The 21,238-nt window shown below is 71.8% G+C and carries 17 protein-coding genes and 3 pseudogenes; 10 read left to right on the top strand and 10 right to left on the bottom strand.

The window, feature by feature from the left end:
- Positions 1-894, top strand: coding sequence for a helix-turn-helix transcriptional regulator (locus tag ACIRO3_RS02105; protein WP_404131614.1), 894 nt, complete (start codon positions 1-3; stop codon positions 892-894).
- Between the two features lie 4 nt (positions 895-898).
- Here ACIRO3_RS02105 and ACIRO3_RS02100 read toward each other — a convergent pair whose 3' ends face one another.
- The 4 genes from ACIRO3_RS02100 to ACIRO3_RS02085 all read right to left on the bottom strand — a co-directional run bounded on the left by ACIRO3_RS02100 (position 899) and on the right by ACIRO3_RS02085 (position 4,401).
- Entirely contained in the window at positions 899-1,459 is a 561-nt protein-coding gene (locus ACIRO3_RS02100; protein WP_361771104.1) for a Clp protease N-terminal domain-containing protein, read from the bottom strand.
- Positions 1,459-1,668: a hypothetical protein gene (locus ACIRO3_RS02095; protein WP_053676451.1), complete on the bottom strand. Its 210-nt coding sequence runs from the start codon at positions 1,666-1,668 to the stop codon at positions 1,459-1,461. The genes ACIRO3_RS02100 and ACIRO3_RS02095 overlap by 1 nt, the downstream gene beginning before the upstream one ends.
- Positions 1,669-1,746: 78 nt before the next feature.
- Positions 1,747-2,709, bottom strand: a complete 963-nt coding sequence (locus tag ACIRO3_RS02090) for a zinc-binding dehydrogenase (protein WP_361771107.1) — start codon at positions 2,707-2,709, stop codon at positions 1,747-1,749.
- Positions 2,710-3,198: 489 nt separating this feature from the next.
- Positions 3,199-4,401 (bottom strand): NADP-dependent malic enzyme, encoded by a 1,203-nt coding sequence (locus ACIRO3_RS02085; RefSeq protein ID WP_361771109.1) that lies wholly within the window; start codon positions 4,399-4,401, stop codon positions 3,199-3,201.
- Between the two features lie 525 nt (positions 4,402-4,926).
- Between ACIRO3_RS02085 and ACIRO3_RS02080 the strand changes: the two genes are divergently transcribed.
- Genes ACIRO3_RS02080 through ACIRO3_RS02070 form a run of 3 tightly spaced genes read left to right on the top strand, consistent with a single transcriptional unit; the run spans position 4,927 to position 7,619 of the window.
- A complete protein-coding gene (locus tag ACIRO3_RS02080) occupies positions 4,927-5,877 on the top strand; it encodes an ABC transporter substrate-binding protein (RefSeq protein WP_361771111.1) in 951 nt (316 codons plus the stop codon).
- 30 nt (positions 5,878-5,907) lie between these two features.
- Positions 5,908-6,855: an amino acid ABC transporter permease gene (locus ACIRO3_RS02075; RefSeq protein ID WP_361771113.1), complete on the top strand. Its 948-nt coding sequence runs from the start codon at positions 5,908-5,910 to the stop codon at positions 6,853-6,855.
- Positions 6,856-6,866: 11 nt separating this feature from the next.
- Positions 6,867-7,619 carry an amino acid ABC transporter ATP-binding protein gene (locus ACIRO3_RS02070; protein ID WP_361771532.1) on the top strand — a complete coding sequence of 251 codons (753 nt, stop codon included), beginning with the start codon at positions 6,867-6,869 and terminating at the stop codon, positions 7,617-7,619.
- Between the two features lie 128 nt (positions 7,620-7,747).
- On the opposite strand, the pseudogene ACIRO3_RS02065 reads toward ACIRO3_RS02070, so the two are convergent.
- The 3 genes and pseudogenes from ACIRO3_RS02065 to ACIRO3_RS02055 form a co-directional block, all read right to left on the bottom strand.
- A pseudogene (locus ACIRO3_RS02065) lies at positions 7,748-7,831 on the bottom strand (SAM-dependent methyltransferase); the annotation flags it as partial.
- Between the two features lie 633 nt (positions 7,832-8,464).
- Positions 8,465-8,644 (bottom strand): annotated as a pseudogene (locus ACIRO3_RS02060) (hypothetical protein); the annotation flags it as partial.
- 938 nt (positions 8,645-9,582) lie between these two features.
- The gene (locus ACIRO3_RS02055) at positions 9,583-10,689 is read right to left on the bottom strand and encodes a helix-turn-helix domain-containing protein (RefSeq protein WP_404131610.1); all 1,107 of its coding nucleotides are present in this window, start codon (positions 10,687-10,689) and stop codon (positions 9,583-9,585) included.
- An 857-nt stretch (positions 10,690-11,546) separates the two neighbouring features.
- On the opposite strand from ACIRO3_RS02055, the gene ACIRO3_RS02050 reads away from it, so the two are divergent.
- Entirely contained in the window at positions 11,547-12,038 is a 492-nt protein-coding gene (locus ACIRO3_RS02050) for a glycine-rich domain-containing protein (RefSeq protein ID WP_404131609.1), read from the top strand.
- Positions 12,039-12,487: 449 nt separating this feature from the next.
- On the opposite strand, the pseudogene ACIRO3_RS02045 reads toward ACIRO3_RS02050, so the two are convergent.
- Positions 12,488-12,715: pseudogene (locus ACIRO3_RS02045) on the bottom strand (class I SAM-dependent methyltransferase); the annotation flags it as partial.
- A gap of 82 nt (positions 12,716-12,797) precedes the next feature.
- Between ACIRO3_RS02045 and ACIRO3_RS02040 the strand changes: the two are divergent.
- Positions 12,798-13,427, top strand: coding sequence for a CGNR zinc finger domain-containing protein (locus ACIRO3_RS02040; protein ID WP_404131607.1), 630 nt, complete (start codon positions 12,798-12,800; stop codon positions 13,425-13,427).
- Here the strand turns inward: ACIRO3_RS02040 and sodX are convergent.
- Complete coding sequence (gene sodX / locus ACIRO3_RS02035; RefSeq protein WP_404131605.1) at positions 13,331-13,759, bottom strand: nickel-type superoxide dismutase maturation protease; 429 nt, start codon at positions 13,757-13,759, stop codon at positions 13,331-13,333. The two genes, ACIRO3_RS02040 and sodX, sit on opposite strands and share 97 nt — an antisense overlap.
- A 171-nt stretch (positions 13,760-13,930) precedes the next feature.
- Between sodX and sodN the strand changes: the two genes are divergently transcribed.
- Positions 13,931-14,326, top strand: coding sequence for a superoxide dismutase, Ni (gene sodN / locus ACIRO3_RS02030; RefSeq protein ID WP_404131603.1), 396 nt, complete (start codon positions 13,931-13,933; stop codon positions 14,324-14,326).
- A 120-nt stretch (positions 14,327-14,446) separates the two neighbouring features.
- Here sodN and ACIRO3_RS02025 read toward each other — a convergent pair whose 3' ends face one another.
- Positions 14,447-14,632, bottom strand: a complete 186-nt coding sequence (locus ACIRO3_RS02025) for a DUF6104 family protein (protein WP_007266501.1) — start codon at positions 14,630-14,632, stop codon at positions 14,447-14,449.
- 131 nt (positions 14,633-14,763) lie between these two features.
- Between ACIRO3_RS02025 and ACIRO3_RS02020 the strand changes: the two genes are divergently transcribed.
- The 3 genes from ACIRO3_RS02020 to ACIRO3_RS02010 all read left to right on the top strand — a co-directional run bounded on the left by ACIRO3_RS02020 (position 14,764) and on the right by ACIRO3_RS02010 (position 21,204).
- Positions 14,764-16,878 carry a trypsin-like peptidase domain-containing protein gene (locus ACIRO3_RS02020; protein WP_404131601.1) on the top strand — a complete coding sequence of 705 codons (2,115 nt, stop codon included), beginning with the start codon at positions 14,764-14,766 and terminating at the stop codon, positions 16,876-16,878.
- Between the two features lie 148 nt (positions 16,879-17,026).
- Positions 17,027-18,037: an AAA family ATPase gene (locus tag ACIRO3_RS02015; protein ID WP_404131599.1), complete on the top strand. Its 1,011-nt coding sequence runs from the start codon at positions 17,027-17,029 to the stop codon at positions 18,035-18,037.
- A 5-nt stretch (positions 18,038-18,042) separates the two neighbouring features.
- Complete coding sequence (locus ACIRO3_RS02010) at positions 18,043-21,204, top strand: SAV_2336 N-terminal domain-related protein (RefSeq protein WP_404131598.1); 3,162 nt, start codon at positions 18,043-18,045, stop codon at positions 21,202-21,204.
- Positions 21,205-21,238: the final 34 nt, after the last annotated feature.

The following is a 21,238-nucleotide window of genomic DNA, read 5'->3' as shown; positions in this document are numbered from 1 at the left end:
ATGCCGCCCGTCTTCGCCCACGGCCGCCTCCGCCTCTACCTCCTCAAGCTGCTGGACGAGGCCCCCCGCCACGGGTACGAGGTGATCCGCCTGCTGGAGGAGCGCTTCCAGGGGCTGTACGCGCCCTCCGCGGGCACCGTGTACCCGCGACTGGCCAAGCTGGAGGCCGAGGGGCTCGTCACGTACGCCACGGAGGGCGGGCGCAAGGTGTACTCCATCACCGAGGCCGGTCGCGCCGAACTGGCCGACCGCGGCGGTGAACTGGCCGACCTGGAACTGGAGATCCGCGACTCGGTCTCCGAACTGGCCGCGGAGATCCGCGACGACGTCCGGGGCGCGGCCGGTGACCTGCGGCGCGAGATGCGGGCCGCAGCCGCCTCGTCCTCGACCCGGGTCGAGGACGAGGGCTGGAAGGCCGCCAAGGAGGAACTCCGCAAGGCGAAGGCGGAGTGGAAGGAACAGGCGCGGCGGGCGAAGGACGAGAGCCGCCGGGCCCGCGAGGAGGCCCATCAGGCCCGCCGCCAGGCCAAGGAGGCGCAGGAGCGGGCCCGCGAGGAGGTCCAGCGCATCGCGAGCCAGCTCCAGGAGCAGTTCGCCAAGTCGAGCGGTGTCCTGGGCGGTCTCGCCGGGGCCTGGCTCGGCGGCGGCGCCCCCGCCTCCGCGCCCGGCGCCTCGACCGCGGCCTCGGACGTGGGCTCCGGCTGGGCCGAGGACCTGAGCCCGACCACCGACCCGATCCGCGACCTGGACCGGCTGTTGGACCGCTTCCGCGACGAGATCCGCGACGCGGCCCGTGACCACGGGGTGAGCCCGGCGCAGTTGGCCGAGGCCCGCGCGCACCTGGCCGTCGCGGCGACCCGGGTCACGGCGGAACTGCGCCCGGACCCGGCGTAGTCCGTCAGGCCGCCAGACCCCGTTCGGCGCCGTCGAGGGTGACCCCGTGGTCCGTGAGGACCTCGGCGACCGTGCCCGGACGGGAGAGCAGGGCCAGCAGCAGGTGCAGGGTGCCGATGTGGCGGTCCTTGCGGCCCAGTGCGATCCGGAGGGACTGCTCCAGGGTCTTCTTCGCGCCCTGGGTGAAGGGGACGTGCCGGTTGTCCGACTCCGGGCGGCCGAGGGCCGAGCGGAGCGCGGTGCCCAGGCCCCGCCTGCGGGGCGCGGCGCCGGACAGGGCTCCCTCGCCGTGGGTCTCCTCGATCCGGGTGACGATCTCGCCGAGGTCGATCCCGAGGCCGGCCAGCGCCTCCTCGTCGGCCCGGGTCATGCCGCCCCGGCGCCGGGCCTCGGCGAGGCCCGCGGCCACCGCCGCCCGGTCCACGCCGAGCGGGTCCAGCGCGCCCTGCGCGAGCAGTGCGAGCAGCAGGTGTTCCTCGGTGACCGCGCCGGCCCCGGCCCGCCGGGCCTCGGCCACCGCACCCGTCACCGTGGTGCGGGCCTCGGTCGTGAAGCGTTCGAACATCAAAGCCTCCCGTGCTTCTTGTGCACGGCCTGCCGGGTGACGCCCAGCTCGGCCGCGATCTCCTGCCAGGACCAGCCCTGCGCGCGGGCGCTGCGTACCTGTACGGCCTCCAACTGCTCCAGCAGCCTTCGGAGGGCCGCCACGGCACGCAGGCCCACGCGCGGGTCACGGTCGCCGGCCCGTTCGGCGAGATCGGTCGCTTCGGTCATGCGTGTCAATGTAGGTTGACGTGCGGGAGGGTGTCAACCCCGGTTGACATGAAGCGCGGGAGTCGGGCCGTCAGGGCGTCAGACCGTCAGGACCACCTTGCCGAACAGGTCTCCGGACGCGAGCTTCTCGAAGCCCTCGCGCGCCCGGTCCAGCGGCAGCACCTCGTCGATGACCGGCCGGACGCCCGTGGTCGCGCAGAAGGACAGCAGGTCCTCCAGCTCGTCCTTCGAGCCCATGGTCGAGCCGACCACCCGCAGCTCCAGGAAGAAGATCCGGGTCAGCTCCGCGTGGGCCGGGCGGTCGCCGCTCGTCGCGCCCGAGATGACCAGGGTCCCGCCGGGGCGCAGGGACTTGATCGAGTGCGACCAGGTGGCGGCGCCGACCGTCTCGATCACCGCGTCCACCCGCTGCGGCAGGCGGGCGCCCGGCTCGAACGCGTCCACCGCGCCCAGCTCCACCGCCCGCTTGCGCTTGGCCTCGTCCCGGCTGGTGGCGAAGACGCGCAGGCCCGCCGCCTTGCCGAGGACGATCGCGGCGGTGGCGACGCCGCCGCCCGCGCCCTGGACCAGGACGGAGTCCCCGGGGCGGACGCCGGCGTTGGTGAACAGCATCCGGTACGCGGTCAGCCAGGCGGTGGGGAGGCAGGCGGCCTCCTCGAAGGACAGCTCTGCGGGCTTGCGCAGGACGTTCCAGGCGGGAACGGTGACCTGCTCGGCGAAGGTTCCCTGGTAGCGCTCGGTGAGGATCGAGCGCGGTTCGTCGGGGCCGACCCCGTGGCCGCTCTGGCCGATCACGGAGTGCAGGACGACCTCGTTGCCGTCCTGGTCGATCCCGGCGGCGTCGCAGCCGAGGATCATGGGCAGTTTTTCCTCGCCGAGGCCGACTCCGCGCAGCGACCACAGGTCGTGGTGGTTGAGCGAGGCGGCCTTGACGTTCACGGTCACCCAGCCGGGGCGGGCCTCGGGGGCGGGGCGGTCGCCCAGCTCAAGGCCGCTCAGCGGCTGGTCTCGGTCGATTCGGGCGGCGTAGGCAGCGAACATGCCGCCAGAGGCTACCGCTCGGTAGCGGGGCCTGACCAGAGGCATCAGGTCGGCGCCGAGCCGGAGCGGAATGCGTATCCCGACCCCCAAGTACCCGCCGTACCAGTTGGTTTGTGCTGCCCGGATGCCTAATCGGAACGTCGGGATCGAGTCGGGATCGGGGGTAACATTCTGGCCGTGCGGTGGTGCTCGCCATGAGCCTGTCATTTTCCGCCCGCGGTTGCGTCCGGTGCCCTGCCCGACGGCGACCCCCACGACCGCCCGGCTCGACCGGGCGACGTACGGAGCGACCCCTCCCGGTTCGGGGGCCGGGAGGGTGCGTTCTCCGCGCGGACGCCGGCCCCTCACGCGTGGCCCCGTCCCGCCGGCGCCCCGCTCGCCCCGGTACCGGTACCGGTACCGGTACCCGGACGCGGTGAAGGCCCGGCCGGAGTGGTTCCGGCCGGGCCTTCACCCGTACAGCGCAGCGTGACGAACGGAGCGTGGCGCTCAGATCAGACGGGCCACGCCGTCGGCTTTCGCCGCCGCGGCGACCGCGGCCGTGACGGCCTCGGCGACGCGCTCGTCGAACGGCGACGGGATGACGTAGTCGGCCGCGAGCTCGTCACCCACGACGCCGGCGATGGCGTCGGCGGCGGCGATCTTCATGCCCTCGGTGATCCGGGTCGCGCGCACCTTCAGGGCGCCCGCGAAGATGCCCGGGAAGGCCAGCACGTTGTTGATCTGGTTCGGGAAGTCCGAACGACCGGTGGCCACGACCGCCGCGTACTTGTGCGCGACGTCCGGGTGGACCTCCGGGTTCGGGTTGGCCATGGCGAAGACGAAGCAGTCCTTCGCCATCGTGGCCACAGCGGCCTCCGGAACGGTGCCGCCGGAGACGCCGATGAAGACGTCCGCGCCCGCGAGGGCGCTCTCCAGGGAGCCGGTCTGGCCCGTCCTGTTGGTCAGGCCCGCGATCTCCGCCTTGACGTCCGTCAGGTCGGAGCGGTCCGCCGAGACGACGCCCTTGCGGTCCGTGACGCACACGTCGCCGATGCCCGCGTCCACCAGGATCTTGGCGATGGCGATGCCCGCCGCGCCCGCGCCGGAGATGACCGCACGCAGGTCGGCGAGGGTGCGACCGGTGAGCTTCGCGGCGTTGCGCATGGCGGCCAGCGTCACGATGGCCGTGCCGTGCTGGTCGTCGTGGAAGATCGGGATGTCCAGGGCTTCCTGGAGCCGACGCTCGATCTCGAAGCAGCGGGGCGCGGAGATGTCCTCCAGGTTGACCCCGCCGAAGGAAGGCGCGAGACGGATGACCGTCTCGATGATCTCGTCCGTGTCCTTGGTGGCGAGCGCGATCGGAACCGCGTCGACACCGCCGAACTGCTTGAACAGGATCGCCTTGCCCTCCATCACGGGGAGGGAGGCCTCGGGACCGATGTCCCCGAGGCCGAGCACGGCCGTGCCGTCCGTGACGACGGCGACCACGTTGGACTTCCAGGTGTACTCGTTGACGAGTTCCGGGTTCTCCGCGATGGCGCTGCAGACCTTCGCCACACCGGGCGTGTACGCGAGGGACAGGTCGTCCTTGTTGCGGACCGGCACGGTGGCCTGCACGGCCATCTTGCCGCCCCGGTGCAGCGCGAACACCGCATCGGGGTTGTTGTCCGTCACGCTGTCGCTGCGAGGATTGACGATCTCCGCTGCCACTTTCTTGACCCCTTAAGTCTTTAATCGTTGAGGGTGGCCACTCCTGGTTAAGGGGTGGGCGGGCACCGCGTCCGTGCTCCGCGTCGACGGTTGGCCCGTCTCGGCGAAGAGGAGGTTCGTACGCGCGGGCGCGCCGCACGCGCGCCCTGAGCCCCGGATGAGGGGTGTAAGGATCTGTTCTACCCGAAGAACGCTCGCTCAGACGAGTCGATTCCCGCTCGATCGTAGGTCCCTTGTCCAGGTTTTGGCGAAAAGTCCAAACCTTGCTGTCCAATGGGCGAGACGCACCGCAAATACTGCGGGGAAAAGCCCTGGTCACAGCGCAAAATCCCGCTGTGAAGCCCGTTCTCCGCAGTCCTGTTGGGCACCCCGGGTCGCCCGTTATCCGATTTTGACCTGACGGGCACCCTGAATGTCTCAGTCCGAATGGCAAGATGCCGTAATCACACAAGGTCGCGACACTCGATGGTGCGTGCCCCGACCGTTCTCGGATGCTTTTTTCCCCACTGCCGGAGGAACCAGCTCATGACCGCAAGCACCACCCGTCGTACGACCGCCGCCCGGTCCCGGATCGCCGCGGCCGGTGCGATCGCGGTCGCCGGCGCCCTCATCCTCACCGGTTGTGGCGACCAGACCGACAGCAGCGGCAGCTCCACTCCCTCGGGCAAGACCAACGACGCCCCGCTCTTCTCGGCGCTGCCGAAGAAGATCCAGGACGCCGGTGTCATCAAGGTCGGCACGGACGCCGCCTACGCGCCGATGGAGTTCACCGAGGGCAACAAGATCGTCGGTGTCGACCCCGACATCGCCGAGGCCCTCGGCAAGCAGCTCGGGGTGAAGTTCCAGTTCACCGCCGGTACCTTCGACGGCCTGATGACCTCGGTCTACACCGGCCGCCAGGACGCGATCATGTCGTCCATCACGGACAACAAGAAGCGCCAAGAGGGTCTGGACGACAAGGGCGCCAAGATCGGCAAGGGTGTCGACTTCGTCGACTACTTCTCCTCCGGCGTCTCGCTCATCGTCAAGAAGGGCAACCCGCAGGGCATCAAGTCCCTCGACGACCTGTGTGGCAAGACCGTCGCCGTCCAGCGCGGCACGATCTACGAGGACACCTTCAAGGCGCAGGCCGAGAAGTGCGGGGACAAGAAGCTCACCATCGAGGCCTTCGACACCGACGCCGAGGCGCAGACCCGCGTCAAGGCCGGCGGCGCCGTGGCCGACCTGAACGACTACCCGGTCGCCGCGTACACCGCGAAGACCTCGGGTGGGGGCAACGACTTCGAGGTCACCGGCCAGCAGAGCGACGTCGGCCTCTTCGGCATCGGTGTCGCCAAGGAGAACACGCAGCTGCGTGACGCCCTCAAGCAGGCCCTCGACGCCATCATCAAGGACGGCTCCTACGCCAAGGTCCTTGAGAAGTGGGATGTCAAGGACAGCGCCGTCAAGTCCGCGACCGTCAACGCAGGTCAGTAATTCCGGGCGCTCCACTGAAGGGCAGTCATTGTGACTGACAAGATCGACAAGGGTCCGGCCGCAACCCCGGCCGGACCCGGCCCCTCGGGCACCCCGTACGAGGCCATCAAGGCAATCCCCGTCCGCCACTACGGACGCTGGATCAGCGCCGTGGTCGTCGTCGCCGTGCTGGGCTGGCTGGTTCTCGCCTTCGCCAACGGCAACGTCAACTGGGGCACCGTCGGCGACAAGCTGTTCGACCCCACGGTCATCACCGGCCTCGGCAACACCATCCTCATCAGCGTCACCTCGATGGTGCTGGGTCTGGTGCTCGGCATCCTCTTCGCGGTGATGCGGCTCTCGAACAACCCGGTGACCAGCGCCGTCGCCTGGCTCTACATCTGGTTCTTCCGCGGCACCCCGGTCTACGTCCAGCTGCTGGTGTGGTTCAGCCTGCCGCTGATCTTCCAGTACATCGACCTCGGTCCGATCTACAAGAACGAGACCGTCGACGTCATGACCCCGTTCCTGGTCGCCCTCCTGGGCCTCGGCCTGAACGAGGGCGCCTACATGGCGGAGATCGTGCGCGCCGGCATCCAGTCCGTGGACGAGGGCCAGAGCGAGGCCTCGCACGCGCTGGGCATGACGCAGGTGCAGACCATGCGCCGCGTGGTGCTGCCCCAGGCGATGCGGGTGATCATCCCGCCGACGGGCAACGAGTTCATCAACATGTTGAAGACCTCGTCGCTGGTCTCGGCGGTCCAGTACACCGAGCTCCTGCGGGCCACCAGCAACATCGGTTCCACCGCGGGTGCCATCATCGAGATGTACTTCGTGGCCTCCATCTGGTACCTGGCGCTCACCAGCGTGTTCAGCGTCGGCCAGTACTACCTGGAGCGCCGCTACGCCCGCGGCTCGCTGCGGTCCCTGCCGCCCACCCCGCTGCAGCGGATCAAGGCCAACCTGAACATGTTCCGCCGTACGGAGGTGGCGAAGTGACCGCCCAGCCGATGGTCAAGGCCGAGGCCGTCCACAAGTCGTACGGCCCCGCCCACATCCTCCGGGGCATCGACCTGGAGGTCGCCCCCCGTGAGGTCTTCTGCCTGGTCGGTCCGTCCGGCTCCGGCAAGTCCACCTTCCTGCGGTGCATCAACCACCTGGAGCGCATCAACGCCGGCCGGCTCTCGGTCGACGGGCAGCTCGTCGGGTACCGCGAGAAGGCGGGCAAGCTCTACGAGCTGAAGGACAGCGAGGTCGCGGCCCAGCGCCGGGACATCGGCATGGTCTTCCAGCGCTTCAACCTGTTCCCGCACATGACGGCCATCGAGAACGTCATGGAAGCCCCCGTCATGGTCAAGGGCGAGAGCCGGGCGGTGGCGCGGGCGCGCGCCGTCAAGCTCCTCGACCGGGTCGGTCTCGGCGACAAGGGCGGGAACTACCCCACGCAGCTCTCCGGCGGTCAGCAACAGCGCGTGGCGATCGCCCGCGCGCTGGCCATGGAGCCGAAGCTGATGCTCTTCGACGAGCCCACCTCCGCGCTCGACCCGGAGCTGGTCGGTGACGTCCTCGACGTCATGCGCGACCTCGCCGATTCCGGCATGACCATGATCGTGGTCACCCACGAGATGGGCTTCGCCCGCGAGGTCGGCGACAACCTCGTCTTCATGGACGGCGGCGTGGTGGTCGAGTCCGGCCACCCGCGCGAGGTCCTGGGCAATCCGCAGCACGACCGGACGAAGGCGTTCCTGTCCAAGGTGCTGTGACCGATCGACGCGACGGGAGGGGCGGTACGGGTTTCCGTACCGCCCCTCCCGTCGTTCCCGGACCGGGCCGGCCCGGGAACGACGGGAGGGGCCGGGCCAGGCCGGGCCCGGCCGCCCGAGTGCGGGGCCTACTTCAAGCCGATGACCAGCGCGTCCGAGGGGGAGCGCCAGACCGTGCGGGCCTCCGCGAAACCCGCCTCGCGGCAGACACGGACGGCAACGTGCACGTGCTGTGCCGTGTGTGTCACCAGCTCAAGACCGCTACCGAGTTCGGGGCCGCTTCGCCGTCGCATTGAAGCGTCCTACTGGTGTGCCCACCACGTGGCGACGGTGCCTGCGGCTGTGGCTGTCAAGGAGACCAGCCACAGGGGCACGCGCTGGATGGTCAGGTGGAGTCCTCCGCAGCGGATTTCGAGTGCCGGAAGCGCAGTGATGGATTTCGTGCTGCGGCGCATCGTGCCGTCCTCTCTCTTGGCGTCGCCATGTTCGCGTCGCATGCCCTCTGGCTCCTGTCGCGCGCCGTTGCGTGACGTACGTGAGGAAGGAAGAGGAAGATGCGCAACGCCGCGGCCGGGTTCTGCTCTGTGCTATGCCGTCCCGTGAGGTGCCCGAGAGCTTATGGACACTTTTGGTATGGCCGGTCCGGGGTCTCGGGTGCGGCTGGGTGTGTTGTCCCGGGATGTTGGGGCGGTGTGCAGGTCGTAGCGCTGGAGGTATCCGAACGGCACGGACCTGCATCGACGTGAGCTCGCCAGGATGGTCGAAGGCAGCGACGGAGCGGATGTGTTCGTCGAGCAAGGGGCTCGCCGACCCCGAGGACTATCGCGCTGATCACGTCACATGCCTATCGCACCGGTGACGCCCGTGCGCACATGCACCTGCGGGTGGATCACGACGTGGATGCCGCGCCCGTGGTGGGACAGTTCGTTCGTCACCAATTCCACGAGGAACGGCATGTCGTCGGTGACGACCTCGACGACGGAGTGACGGGAGGTCCAGCCGTTCTCCTCCGCGGGGGTACGCACTCACAAGTTCACCGTGCCCCGCAGACCCCCGCCCCCTGCTCAGTGCTCGGCTGGGTCAGGGGGACACAGAGACACATGCCAAGGAGTTTTTTCCGTACCCAGACGAACCTGCCCCCCTTGCTCGGTACCCCGGGTGCCCGGAGCAGGCACGAGCCGGCGGACGCTGCGGCTAGCGGGTCGTCCACCATGTTGCCGCGGCACCGCCCGCCGTGGTGATCAGTCCGACGAGCCATCCGGGGATGCGCTGCACAGTCAAGTGCAGCCCACCGCAGCGCAGTTCAAACGCCGGGCGGCTCGTTGCTTCTGGATTCATGCCACAAGTGAAGCACCCTCCACCCCCTACCCGTCATGCGCCGTATGTGTACAAAACCGGGGTTCGCAACTTGACACTCTGGATAGATACGCGCCTCACCTTGTGTTTTTCGTCGGCTGTTGTTGTCTCGCCCTCATGGCCGCCGTTCCGACCCCGTGCCATATCGCCGCAAAAGGAACTCACTTGAAATCAACATGCGCGTCTATGTCCCCCTGACCCTCCCCAGGAGGTGACCCCGCGCCCCGTAACCCCCTTGCTCGGTACCCGGGCGCCCTGGGCCGGCCCGAGCCGGCGGACGCTGTGCCGAGCATGGGCGCGAGGCCAACGCGGAATGTGCGTCACGCGGTGGCGCCGTTGATGAAGATCGCCGGCAATGGAGGCGTGCAGGCCCCCGGCCTCGGCGAGTTGCACGACAAGGCCCGTCCACCGCACTCGCATTGACTGCTATGGCGGTCTCGCCCTGTTCGGCGGCATGGCTGCTGCCCGGCTGACCAACGTATTCAACGGCTGACCAGTCAACAGAGCCCCCGTGCTCGTCTCCCTTCGCGAGGTGACGGGTGCGGGGGCTTTCTGCGTATGACGGCCGGCTCGGGAGCGCGGCCTAAGCGAAGGGATTGGCGGATCGTCAGGAGTCTTCAATCTCCGACATGAGCAGTCTCAGCGTCAGGGAATGCTTTTCCGGCGGCAAGGCATCCAGCGCGCCCCGTGCGTAGGCAGTCCCGCCGGACACGTCGCCGGACCGGGCGAGCATGAGCCCTCGGTGCATTTCCAGGTGAGTGGCGAAGCGGGGCAACTCCGCGGGCAGCTCCCGGCGCGCTGCTTCCTGCGCCTGAACGGCTCCCTGTTCGTCGCCCAGACGGGCCAAGAGGAGTGACAGGAAGATGTTCATCCGCCACCACGGCACGGCGTAGTCGCTGGTTTGCTCGTACGATCCGGCCGTGTCGAAGATCCGGCGGCCGTCGTCGGCGAGTTGAAGGGCCGTGGCTCGATCACCTCGAAGCGCCGCGGCATGGGCCTTGCCCATCACGGCGTTCAGGAGCCCGAGGGAGGGCCGCTCCGATATGGCCAAGGCCTGGTCCGCCAGCACGTCGGCGACTCCCAGCGATGCGCCCTCGTAGCCCAGCGCAATGGCTGCACGTCCACGTACCCACACACGTGCTTCGGCGTCGCCGGACTCGTCGGCTGCCCTTGCTGCCATTCGATACCAGTGGACAGCCTTCGAGCCGTCCGACCCCGGGAACGTCTTGGCGTACAGGGTCATCAGCCGGGAAGCCACCGACCACAGCCGGGAATCTTCGAGTTGCTGCTGCACGGCAACGAGTTCACCGGACACCCGGCGCTGGATGTCCGCAGCACCCATCGACATGTACTGAGTGCCGTACGTGGTCAGCTTGGCTTCCCACTCGTCCGCTGACGGTCCGCCAGTCAGCCGGGCGGTGAATCCAGCGCTGATGAGGTCAGAGGCGATCACGGGGGCTATGGCAGCGCCTGCGATGTCAGTAAGGAACTCGCGTCGGTCCACTTCACCTTCAAGGGCAGCTGAGGGAACGTCGAGAACAGCGGAGAGCGCGGCAAGGTAGAACGGGCCCGGCCTGACCTTGGAACACTCCCAGTTGCTGACGTACTCCCGCGTCAGCGTCGTGCCGTGCGTGTGGTTGATCTCCGAAGCTAACCGCCCCTGGCTCCAGCCGCGAGCCTTGCGGAGATCCCGGATCAGTTCCCCGATGTCCATGCGTTCATCTTGCTACTACGGCTGTCACTAGACCGACGGATTCCTGGCTCTCCGGGCCGGTTGCCACTATGGATCACACTGGGCCGGGCTTCTCTGACGGCGAGACGATACCGAGCACCGAACGCGACGCGAGGGGTGCACATGGTGACGGCGGCACAGCATGAGACGGCACGGACCGATCGCCTCGAACCGGTGCCCGTGTCCGGATGCGGGGTGTGCCTCGCGCTGGTCACGGCTCGGGAGATCTCTCGGCAAACCGGAGATCTGCGCTCCGTGGCGGTGCAGAACGCAGAGCTTCGGAACCACCCGCACGGTCGGGGCACGGCATGAGCGTGATTTCGGTGATGCGGTTCATCCCCTACGTGATGCGGCGGCATCCTTCCGCCGAGACCACAGCGACCGCGCGGTGCCTGAACCCCGACTGCAACTGGGCCTCTGCACCAGCTGGGAACGCTGACGTTTGTAGCGACATGTGCATGCAGCACACCGGCCGGACCGGTCACATGACCTTCCTCCGGGAGTTCTCGGAAGTCGCCGTGGTGGAACCCGTCCGGTGACCGATGACAACGAGCACCAAGACCACGTGCACACCAGCCGGCGAAGCGCCGTAGCCGTGACCCTGGGGGCAGTCGCGTGGATCGCATGCGTGGCGTTGATCGTCGTTCGGGGGTGGGGTGCGTGACCACGGCCGAACAGGCCGCAGAGATCACCCGCTTTCGCGCCCTCGGTTAATGGGACGGGTTCGGCGCCGAGTTCCCGCCCTGCGCATGCACGCGGTGCACGCCGCCCCTCCTCTGATCTCCCACTCCTCGCAGGGTGGGTAAGACAACACCTTTCACCACACGACTGGAGCGCACATGACACGGACCACCACGCCCGAAGCGGCCTTATCCGCTTCCGACCTCCTTACGGCCACGGCATTCGCCACTGCCGTTCGTACCGTTGAGAAGGCCAATCCCGAGCTTGCGGACGGGATGGCGGACCGGATCGTGAGCGAGGCCGTGAAGTTCGTTGCGGCGGCAGCTCTGAACCGGACTGCGGGCCTTGCGCTGCGCCCGTCCCGCGTCGTCGACGAAGGCCGGCACGCCCTCATCACGGACACGAAGGCGTACGCCGAGCTGTGCCGGCTGCTCGGACGGTTCGTCCACCACGTGCCGGAAACCCCCGCGACGAAGAAGCACGACACGGCCACCGTCGTCCGGACGCTGAAAGCCATCCGCGAAGCGGGGTACGAGCCCGACGAGTACCTGTGGAGCCCGGAGGCGCAGTCCGCGGTTCTGGTCTCGGCGGACTGCATGCACAGCGAGTGCACGGACGGCGGGTCGGCCTGTGCAGCGCCGCAAGGCTGACGAGTGACTCGGGCCGGACCGCCCGCGCGAGGGGCTCCGGCCCACTACCGTTGGCTACGTTCCGCCACGAGGAGGATGCGGTGAGCGAAGAGGAGCCTGTGGGTGACTGGGTGGACCCCCGGTATCGCGAGGTGGTCACGCTGCTGGGTGCCTGCCGGACCGTGAGGGGCCCCGGACGGCGATTCCGGAAGGTATGCCCGCACGGTGAGGGCGTGACGGTGATCGTTGATACGGGAACCGGCAAGGCTCGCAACGTGGCCTGCGCGGCATGCTGACCCCCTGAACCCCAAGAGCCCCGTTCGCCTGCCGTCTCGTCCGGCAGGTGTGCGGGGCTTACGTGTGTCCGGACGTTCGTCCTACTGGATCAACAACGGCGCAGTGGTGTGCGTTCAGAGGGTCTTCCTGCTCAGCACCGCGTCGTACGCGTCGTGCGGCAGGGCCGAGGTTCAGTCGGGGTCCCCCAGGTCCGCGGTCACGAAGGTGGCCCGCGCGTCGCCGTCGAAGTGGCCGCGGGCGATCGTCAGCAGGGCCGGGTCCAGGTCCACGCCCGTACTGCGCGCCCGCGGGAACCTCTTGAGGGCGCGGTCCGTGATACTTCCCGTACCGCACGCGAGATCCAGTACCCGGGGAGCGGGTGGCCAGTCCCCGACGGCCACCGGATTCGACGCTTCGGTCATCCTGAACCCCCCCATACGTAATACCCTCGAACCAGTAGTAACTGTTACCGCAGACCTTAATCCGCAGCCGTAAGGACTACAAGTGGAACTGGCCCATTACTCGGACTATGCCGTGCGCCTGGTCAACACCGAGGAGCCGGCCCGCAACAAGGACTCGCTCACCTCGGTTGACGCCGTCCGCGCGCTCTTCGGGGCCGGCACCCAGATGGCCCGCCGGGTCACCGACACCGACGTCACCCGCTTCCGCAACGTCCGCGGCCGGCTGCGCTCCGTCTTCGAGGCCGCCGACGGCGGCGACCACGTGCTCGCCGTCGACCTGCTGAACTCCCTGCTCATGGAGTTCCCCGTCAGCCCCCAGGTCTCGGGCCACGAGACCCTCGACGACGACGGCCGCCCCGACTGGCACATCCACCTCGCCGAGCACCCCTCGAACGCCTCTGCCGGCTACGCCGCCATGGCCTCCTTCGGCCTGGCCTTCCACCTCACCGCGCACGGCCCCGAGCGCCTGGGCCTGTGCCAGGCGGCGCCCTGCCGCAACGCCTACCTCGACACCTCCACCAACCGGTCCCGGCGCTACTGCTCCGACCGCTGCGCCACCCGGGCCAACGTGGCCGCCTACCGCGCCCGCAAGCGCCTGGAGGCGGACGAGTCCGCGCGCAGCGGCCGCACGGCCGAGACCGCCCAGGACAGCCAGGTCCTCAGCGAGCGCTGAGCCGCCGGCCCCGCGGGCCTGGGTCGCCAGCGCGCCAAAGCCGTCGCCAGCACCAGCTCCGCGGGCACCGTCCCGTAGTCGGCGCTGTCACCGGTCTCGTTGAACGGGTTGTCCCCGAGCACCCACCAACCGCCCGGCCGCCGCTCCACCGCCCGCTTGACCACCAGCAGGTCCTGCTGGAACGGGTGCCGCAGGACGACCACGTTCCCCGGCCGCACGGGCGCCCCGTACCGGACGACCACCTGATCCCCGTGGACCAGCGTCGGGACCATCGACGGCCCGTGCACGTCCACCACGCCCAAGCGCTTCCAGGCGCGCCTGTCCTCCACCATGAGCGACCTCCTCGTCCCCTGCGCATGCTGCCGCATGGCTCCGTACATTCGCTCACCGCGGGCGCCGCGACGCTGGACTTTTGTCCTAAGCCCGCAGGGGCGCCCGCGAATTCCGGTCGGCCAGCGAGTAATCTCCCCCTTGAGAAGACGATCACGAGGAGGACAAACTCCATGCTTTCCCGCCTCTTCGCCCCCAAGGCGAAGGTCTCCGCCCACTGTGACCTGCCCTGCGGCGTGTACGACCCGGCCCAGGCCCGTATCGAGGCCGAGTCGGTCAAGGCCGTCCAGGAGAAGTACCAGGCCAACGACGACGCGGACTTCCGCGCCCGCGCGATCACCATCAAGGAGCAGCGCGCCGAGCTGGCCAAGCACCACGTCTCGGTGCTGTGGAGCGACTACTTCAAGCCGCCGCACTTCGAGAAGTACCCGCAGCTCCACACGCTGGTCAACGACACCCTGAAGGCCCTCTCGGCCGCCAAGGCGTCGAACGACCCGGCGACCGGTCAGAAGGCGCTCGACCTGATCGCCGAGATCGACCGCGTCTTCTGGGAGACCAAGGCCGCCTGATCCAGGCCCGCGTCCCCATGACGAAGGGGCCCGACCGGAAACGGTCGGGCCCCTTCGTCATGGGCGCCGCGAGGGGCGCCGGGAAGTCCGCGGGGGACCGCCCGGCACCTGCCGTTCGTCCTACTCGTCGTCCTCGTCCTCGTCGTCCAGACGCGCCAGCCAGGTGGCCAGGCGCTCCACCGGGACCTCGAAGTCCGGGTTCAGGTCGACGAAGGTGCGGAGCTGCTCGGCGAGCCACTCGAAGGTGACCTCCTCCTCGCCGCGCCGCTTCTCCAGCTCCTCGATGCCGCGATCGGTGAAGTACAAGTCGGGCTCCGTGCCGTGATGAAGGTGTGCGTGGGATGTTTCCCGCCAGGATAATCCCGGCTCGCGGCGAGACCTCCCGCCCTCCCCGGGCCGCCGCTAGCCTGGATGGCCACGACCTGAGGGGGCGGGGGATGCAGGACGGGCGCACGGGCGGCGCCGCGCGCGCCTTCGAGCTCCTGGAGCCCCTCGTCCGGGCCGCCACCGTACGCGTGCACGCACCCCCGGACGGGTATGCACTCCCCGGCGGCCACTGGTCCGGTCCCACGTGGGGGAGCGGCTTCTTCATCGCCCCCGGTTGGGTCCTGACGTGCGCGCACGTGATCGGCGAAGGGGGTGCTGCGGTGCGCCTGGTCGGACGCGAGGTCGGGATCTCCTTCTTCTCCGGCGGAGCCGCCGCGGGGCTGCCCGGCGGCGGCTCCGCCGGAGTCACCGGGACGGTCGCCGGGCGGGTCGAATGCGTGCTCCCGGAACGGCTGGAGGAACGGCGCCCCGGCCGGGGCGCCCTGTGGGACCTGCCGGACCTGGCCCTGATCCGGGTGCTCGCCCCCGTCTCGCACGCCTGCGTGTGGCTGACCGACCGGGCCCGGCCCCGCATCGACGAGGCCGCCTACTTCGGCTGCACCGAGGACCTCGGGATGCGCGAGATCACCGGCCGCACGACCCGGCTGCGCGGCACCGCCGCGGGCGGGGCGGCCATCCGGCTCGGCGACGAGGACGAGATCGAACCCGGCATGTCCGGCGGACCCGTCGTGGACCTGGCGCGCGGCGAGGTCATCGGCGTGATCAAGGCCCGGCGGCACGCGGGCGGCGGCGGGCTCGCCGTGTCCGTGGCCCAACTGCGCACCCTGCCCATGGCCGCGACCGGCCAGATCGGCCTGTACCGCAGGGTCATGCAGGCCCACGACCTCTACCACTACGACCAACACCTCAGCGACCTCAACAGCCGCCGGACCTGGACCGACGTCCACGACGAGCTCCCGGCCGAGGAACAGGACCCCCACGCCGGCCGGGGCCGCCTCACCCGCCTCACCCCCGCCGAACGCACCACCCTGTGCGGGCTGCTCGCCGAACTGCCCCCGCCCGGCTCCTCGGAGGCCGTCCGGGCGCTCGCCGAGGCCGCCCGCGGCGAGGAACCCGACACCGGGCTCCCCGCCCCGCTCAGCTGGCGCGACGGACTCGGCCTGCTGCACGACCCGCCGGGCGCCGGCGGGGAGGCCGCCGCGATGCTGCGCTACGCGACCGACGTCAGCGTCGCCGACCACCGCGAGCCGCCCTCGCCGGGCGCCGACGAGGAACTGTGGGACTGGGTGCGCACGACCGCGGAGCGGCTGTGGCGCCCCCTGCGGCGCGAACTCGGGGAACGCCGCGACCGGGGCCTCGCGGACCGGGAGCTGCGCCGGCGCGCCCGGGCCGGGCAGACGGTCCGGGGCCGGGCCCGGGCCGCCGGCGGCCTGCCGGCGGGACCCTCGGTCCTGCTGGAGGTGTGGGCGCACGGCTGGGAAGAGGTCTGCGACTGGCGGGTCTCGGTGCTCGCGGGTCCGCAGCGGGTCACCCCGCTGGACTCGGGCACCCGCGTGAGCCCGGCCCGGCTGCCCGCGGCCGCGCGGGCGGCGCTCGCCGAGGGGTTCCGGCGGTGCGACACGCACGAGTCGGCCGCGCTCCTCGAAGTGGCCGTCGCACCCGAGCTGTTCGGGCTGGCGGTCGACGAGTGGCCGGTGGCGGGCGGGATCCCGGTGGGCGTCCAGCGGCCGGTGGTGTTCCGGTACCCGTGGGACGGAACGGAGAGCGAGGCCGGCGGGGCGGGACCGGGCGGACGGTGGGCGCGCGTCCAGGAGGGCCCGTTGCAGGGGCGGCGGGCCGACTGCTTCCGGGGCCGGCAACGCAGCCCCTCACCGGCCTGGTTGGCGGGGCTGGTCGACAACACCGTCCCGGTGCTGTGCCGGGACGCGGCCGCCGAGCCCACGCTGGGGGCGCTGCACGCGGTGCGCGACGCGGGCTACGGGGTGCTGGTGTGCCGACGGCCACCGGCCGACCCGGGGCAGTCGTGCGCGCCGTTCCACCGCGGGCTGCGCGAGGAACTCGCCGAGGCCGGCCGGGCGGCCGTGCTGCCGCTGAGGCTGAAGGCCCTGCGGAGCCGCGCGCACGGGGCCGACCCCGACGCCTACTGGGCCGCGGGGATGACGCTGGTGTGGGAGGACCCGGGGCGGGCGCTGCCGAGGGACGAGCCGCTCCAGGGGGACCTGTGACGGGCGGGACGGGCCCTGCGGCGGTCCTCGTCGCGGAACGCGCAGGTACGCCGCGGCGGTGGCGGGCGGGGCCGGGGGGCCCGGGGCGGCGCCGGGAGACCGCCCCCGACGGCACGGGAACGGTGCGTACGGCACGGGAGGAGCGGGCGTGAACGAGGAATGGCTCATCTACCGGGGCGTCGGTGAACCCCACGACGGCATTGACGCGCTCCCCGACCCGCCCCCCTGGCGGGACTTCGACGGAGGCCCCGCCCTGGAGGCCGGCGGCCCCGGCGCGGTGGCCGACGGGAACGTGGCCCGCCGGCTCGGCGCGCACCGGCAGGCGGCGGAGATGCACCGGCCGGAGCCGGAGGAACTGGAGGCCGTCAACGCCGCGCTGTACCTGCGCCGGCCGCTGCTCGTCACCGGCTTCCCCGGAACGGGCAAGTCCACGCTCGCGCACGCCGTCGCGCACGAACTGAAGCTCGGCCGCGTCCTGCGCTGGCCCGTGGTCTCGCGGACCGTCCTCCAGGAGGGCCTGTACCGCTACGACGCCATCGCCCGGCTCCAGGACGTACAGATCGCGGCCGGCGGAGGGAACCCCGGCGGCTCGCCCGGGATCGGGAAGTACATCCGGCTCGGCCCCCTCGGCACGGCGCTGCTGCCCACGGAACGGCCGCGCGTGCTGCTCATCGACGAGATCGACAAGAGCGACATCGACCTGCCCAACGACCTGCTGAACGTGTTGGAGGAAGGCGAGTTCACGCTGCCCGAGCTGGAACGGGTCGCGGACACCGAGCCAGAGGTGCGGGTGCTCACCGACGACGGCGCGAAGGTGGCCGTCCGGGACGGTCGTATCCGCTGCCGGGCCTTCCCCTTCATCATCCTGACCAGCAACGGCGAACGGGACTTCCCCGCCGCCCTGCTGCGCCGCTGCATCCAGCTCAAGCTCGGCCAGCCCGGGGAGAAACGGCTCGCCACCATGGTCCGCGCACACCTGGGCGAGGAGGCCGCCCGGCTGGGCGCCGACCTGATCCGCGAGTTCCTCAGCCGCTCGCAGACCGAACTCGTGGCGGCCGACCAACTCCTCAACGCCATCTACCTCACCCACCACGCGGCCCCGCCCACCCGGGAGGACCTCGCCGACCTGCTCATCCAGCGCCTCGACCGGCCGAGGTGACCCCCGTGCCCGCCGCCTCCCCGGCCGAGCCGATCCGTGAACTGGCCGCCCTGTTACGGGCCGCCGGGCTCGACCCGTCCACCGAGGAACTGGCCGACGCCCTGTGGCTGGCCGGGCTGACCGCGGGGCCGCCGGGGCAGCCCGGCGCCCGGCCCGCGCGGGTGCGCCGGTCGCGGACCCCGGCGCGGGGGGAGTCGCGGCGGCCGCCACCGGCGCCGGAGCGGGCGCGGCAGGACACCGACCCCGAGGACCCGGTCACGCTGTACCCCGCGGTGCGCCGGTTCCCGGGCGCCGAGGTCGAGGTCGAGGCCCCGGCGGGGCTGCCCGTACGGGTGCCCGGCGCGACCGCGCTGCCCCGGATCGCGGACGTCCAGCGCGCCCTGCGCGCCCTGCAACGGCACCGGCCCGCCGCGCCGTCCACCCGTACGGTCCTCGACGAGGCGGCCACCGCCGAGGCCAGCGCCCGGGCGCTGGGACTGGTCATCCCGGTGCTGCGGTCCGACAGCCGGCGCGAGGCCACCGTACGGCTGGTCATGGACGCCTCCCCCTCGATGGCGGTCTGGCAGGACCTCTTCGACGAGCTGCGCTCCGTGTGCGAGCGCCTGGGCGCCTTCCGGGACGTACAGGTCCACTACCTGCACCGGCTCGGCGACGGAACGGCGCTCATCGGACGTGGCCCCTCGCCGGGAGGCGGACTGCGGTCCGGGGAGCAACTGCGCGACCCCACCGGGCGGACGCTGACCATGGTGGTCTCCGACTGCGCCGGCCCGGTGTGGCGCGCGGGCGAGGCGCAGCGGCTGCTGTACCGGTGGGCCGAGTGCGCCCCCTGCGTCGTCGTGCAGCCGCTTCCGCAGCGGCTGTGGGCCCGCAGTTGGCTGCCGACCGAACGCGGGGAGCTCTCCCGGATCGAGGGCCGCGGGCGCGGGCTGCGGTTCCGCCCGGAACGGCCGCCCCGGCCCGGCCGGCCCACCGGGGGCCTGACCGTGCCCGTCCTGCCGCCCCACGCCAACGCGCTGGGCGCCTGGGCGAGGCTCGTCGCCGGCCTCGGCACCGGGCCCGTGCCCGCCGAGGTCGGCCGGGTCCTCGCCGACCACCCGGCGGCCCCCGTACCGCCGCCCCTGGTCGCGCGACCGCCGCGCGAACTGGTGCGCCGCTTCCGCTCGTCGGCCTCCCCCGGGGCCGTACAGCTCGCCGTCTACCTCGCCGCGGCTCCGCTCACCCTGCCCGTGATGCGGCTCGTACAGCGCACGATGCTCCCCGACTCGGAGCCCTCCGACCTCGCCGAGGTGCTGCTCAGCGGACTGCTGCGACGGGGGCCGGACACCGGCTGGTACGCGTTCGTACCGGGCGTACGGGACGTGCTGCTGGGGCCGCTCGGCCGGGACGAGGCCGCCCTGGTCCTCAAGCACTGCTCGGAGTACGTCCTGGCCCACTTCGGGCGGGGCGTGCGCAACTTCCCCGCCCTGGCCGTCTCGCAGCTGACCGGCGCGCCGGTCGACTCCGCCGAGGAGCGGGTGCCCGCCGGCCGGCTCCCCCAGGCCTTCGCCCAGGTGTCGGCGAAGGTCGTACGGCGCTACCTGCCCGGGCCGCCGCCCGACCCGGCCGAGGCCCCGCCACCGCCCGCGACGCCCGCCGCCCCCGCGCGGGAACGGGCGCTGCGGACCGCCCTGGCCCGGCCGGCGGACGGCGGGCAGCGCGGGCTGTACGAAACCGTCACCCTGCTGCGGCGGGCGGTGGCCGCCCCGGCCGGGCCCGACGACCCGCCGGGGGAGGCCGAGAGCGAACTGGCCGGGGCCCTGCTCCGGTTGTGGGCCCTGCAACGCGACCCGGAACTTCTCGCCGAGGCCGAGCGCGCCGTCGAGGGACAGACCGACGCCCGGGCCCGCGCCCTGCGGGGCCGGGTCCTGTACGAACGGGCGCTCGCCGCGGTCGCGCCGGACGGCGGGCTCCCCGACGGCGCACTGCTGGAGGCAGCGGACCGGGAGTTCGCCGCGGCCGGGACCGCGCCGGAGGCCGATCGGGCGCTGCGCCTGGACTGCGCGGTGCGCCGGGCCCGGGCGCTGGTCCGCCTCGGCGAACTGCGCCACGACCCGGGGGCGCTGCGCGAGGCACGGGCCGCGCTGGAGGCGTTCGCCGAGACGGACGAGGCCGACGGCGCGGGGGAGGCCGAGGCCGGCCGGGCCCGCGCGCTCGGGCGGGTGCTGCTGGCCCTGCTGCCGTACACCCCCGACCCGGCGGAACGCACGGCGCTGGCCGAGGAGGCCGCCGCCCGGCTCACCGCCGACCCGCGGGCCGAACCGGAGGCACGGGCCCGGGTCCGCGTCGAGCGCGCCGCGGCCCTGTGCCGGCTGCCCGGGCGCCTGGAGGAGGCCGCCGGGGAACTGGCCACCGCGCTGACGGAGACCGGCGAGGCCGGGTCGCGGGTGGCCGCGCTGGTGTGCCTGGCCCGCGTGCACCGGGCGCGGTACGCGCGGGACGCGGAGCCGCGGGCGCTGGAGGACGCGGCCGAGGCGTACGGGAGGGCCCGCCGGCTGATCCCCCGCGACGGGGACGCCTTCGGGGAACTGCTGCCCGAGTGGGGCGACGTGCTCCTGGACCGGGCACGGGCGCCCGACGCCGAGGCGCACCGGTTCGCGTCGACGGCCGTACGGGTGCTGCGCGAGAGCCGGGCCGCCGTGCCCCGGTCCGACCCCCGCGCCGGGCACCGGCTACGGCGCCTCGCGGCGGGACTGCGGCTGCGGCACGCCTACGAGGGCGACGTGGTGGACCTGAGGGAGGCGGAGTACCTGCTGGAACTGGCCGCCCGGCACGGCCGCGGCCCGCTGGAGCGGGCCGGTGCCTGGCGGGAGCACGGCGACGTCCAGCGGGAGATCCACGGGCACACCCGGGCCGTCGACCGGCTCGACCGGGCCGCGGACTCCTACCGCCGGGCCTGGCGGGAGGCGTCGCAGGAGGAGCCGGGGCCCGACCGCGAGGCGGCCGCCCGGCTGGCGGTGCGGGCGCAGGAACTGCGGGGGGAGGTACTGGAGAGGCTGGCGCGGCCGCGCGCCGCGCTCGACGCGTACCGCTCCGCGGTGGAGTTGTGGCAGGGGCTCGGGGGCCGGGACGCCGCGCGGCGGATCGAGCTCCTGCGGGCACGGATCCGTGCCGTGGAGGCGGCCCTGTGACCGCGCCCCGCACCCCGGCGGGAGCGGACCGGCC

It is taken from the genome of Streptomyces sp. NPDC102278 (genome assembly GCF_044766345.1).
In the GTDB taxonomy this organism is placed as follows: domain Bacteria; phylum Actinomycetota; class Actinomycetes; order Streptomycetales; family Streptomycetaceae; genus Streptomyces.
The sequence above is the reverse complement of the archived record's forward strand: the minus strand, read 5'-3'. Positions and strand labels throughout refer to the sequence as shown.

Excerpts from the sequence above, each read along its gene's own strand:
- ACIRO3_RS02095 (WP_053676451.1), bottom strand. The coding sequence starts at position 1,668 with ATGACCGAAGCGACCGATCTCGCCGAACGGGCCGGCGACCGTGACCCG.
- ACIRO3_RS02020 (WP_404131601.1), top strand. The coding sequence starts at position 14,764 with ATGCAGGACGGGCGCACGGGCGGCGCCGCGCGCGCCTTCGAGCTCCTG.
- sodN (WP_404131603.1), top strand. The coding sequence starts at position 13,931 with ATGCTTTCCCGCCTCTTCGCCCCCAAGGCGAAGGTCTCCGCCCACTGT.
- ACIRO3_RS02070 (WP_361771532.1), top strand. The coding sequence starts at position 6,867 with ATGGTCAAGGCCGAGGCCGTCCACAAGTCGTACGGCCCCGCCCACATC.
- sodX (WP_404131605.1), bottom strand. The coding sequence starts at position 13,759 with ATGGTGGAGGACAGGCGCGCCTGGAAGCGCTTGGGCGTGGTGGACGTG.
- ACIRO3_RS02055 (WP_404131610.1), bottom strand. The coding sequence starts at position 10,689 with ATGGACATCGGGGAACTGATCCGGGATCTCCGCAAGGCTCGCGGCTGG.
- ACIRO3_RS02050 (WP_404131609.1), top strand. The coding sequence starts at position 11,547 with ATGACACGGACCACCACGCCCGAAGCGGCCTTATCCGCTTCCGACCTC.
- ACIRO3_RS02080 (WP_361771111.1), top strand. The coding sequence starts at position 4,927 with ATGACCGCAAGCACCACCCGTCGTACGACCGCCGCCCGGTCCCGGATC.
- ACIRO3_RS02090 (WP_361771107.1), bottom strand. The coding sequence starts at position 2,709 with ATGTTCGCTGCCTACGCCGCCCGAATCGACCGAGACCAGCCGCTGAGC.
- ACIRO3_RS02100 (WP_361771104.1), bottom strand. The coding sequence starts at position 1,459 with ATGTTCGAACGCTTCACGACCGAGGCCCGCACCACGGTGACGGGTGCG.
- ACIRO3_RS02105 (WP_404131614.1), top strand. The coding sequence starts at position 1 with ATGCCGCCCGTCTTCGCCCACGGCCGCCTCCGCCTCTACCTCCTCAAG.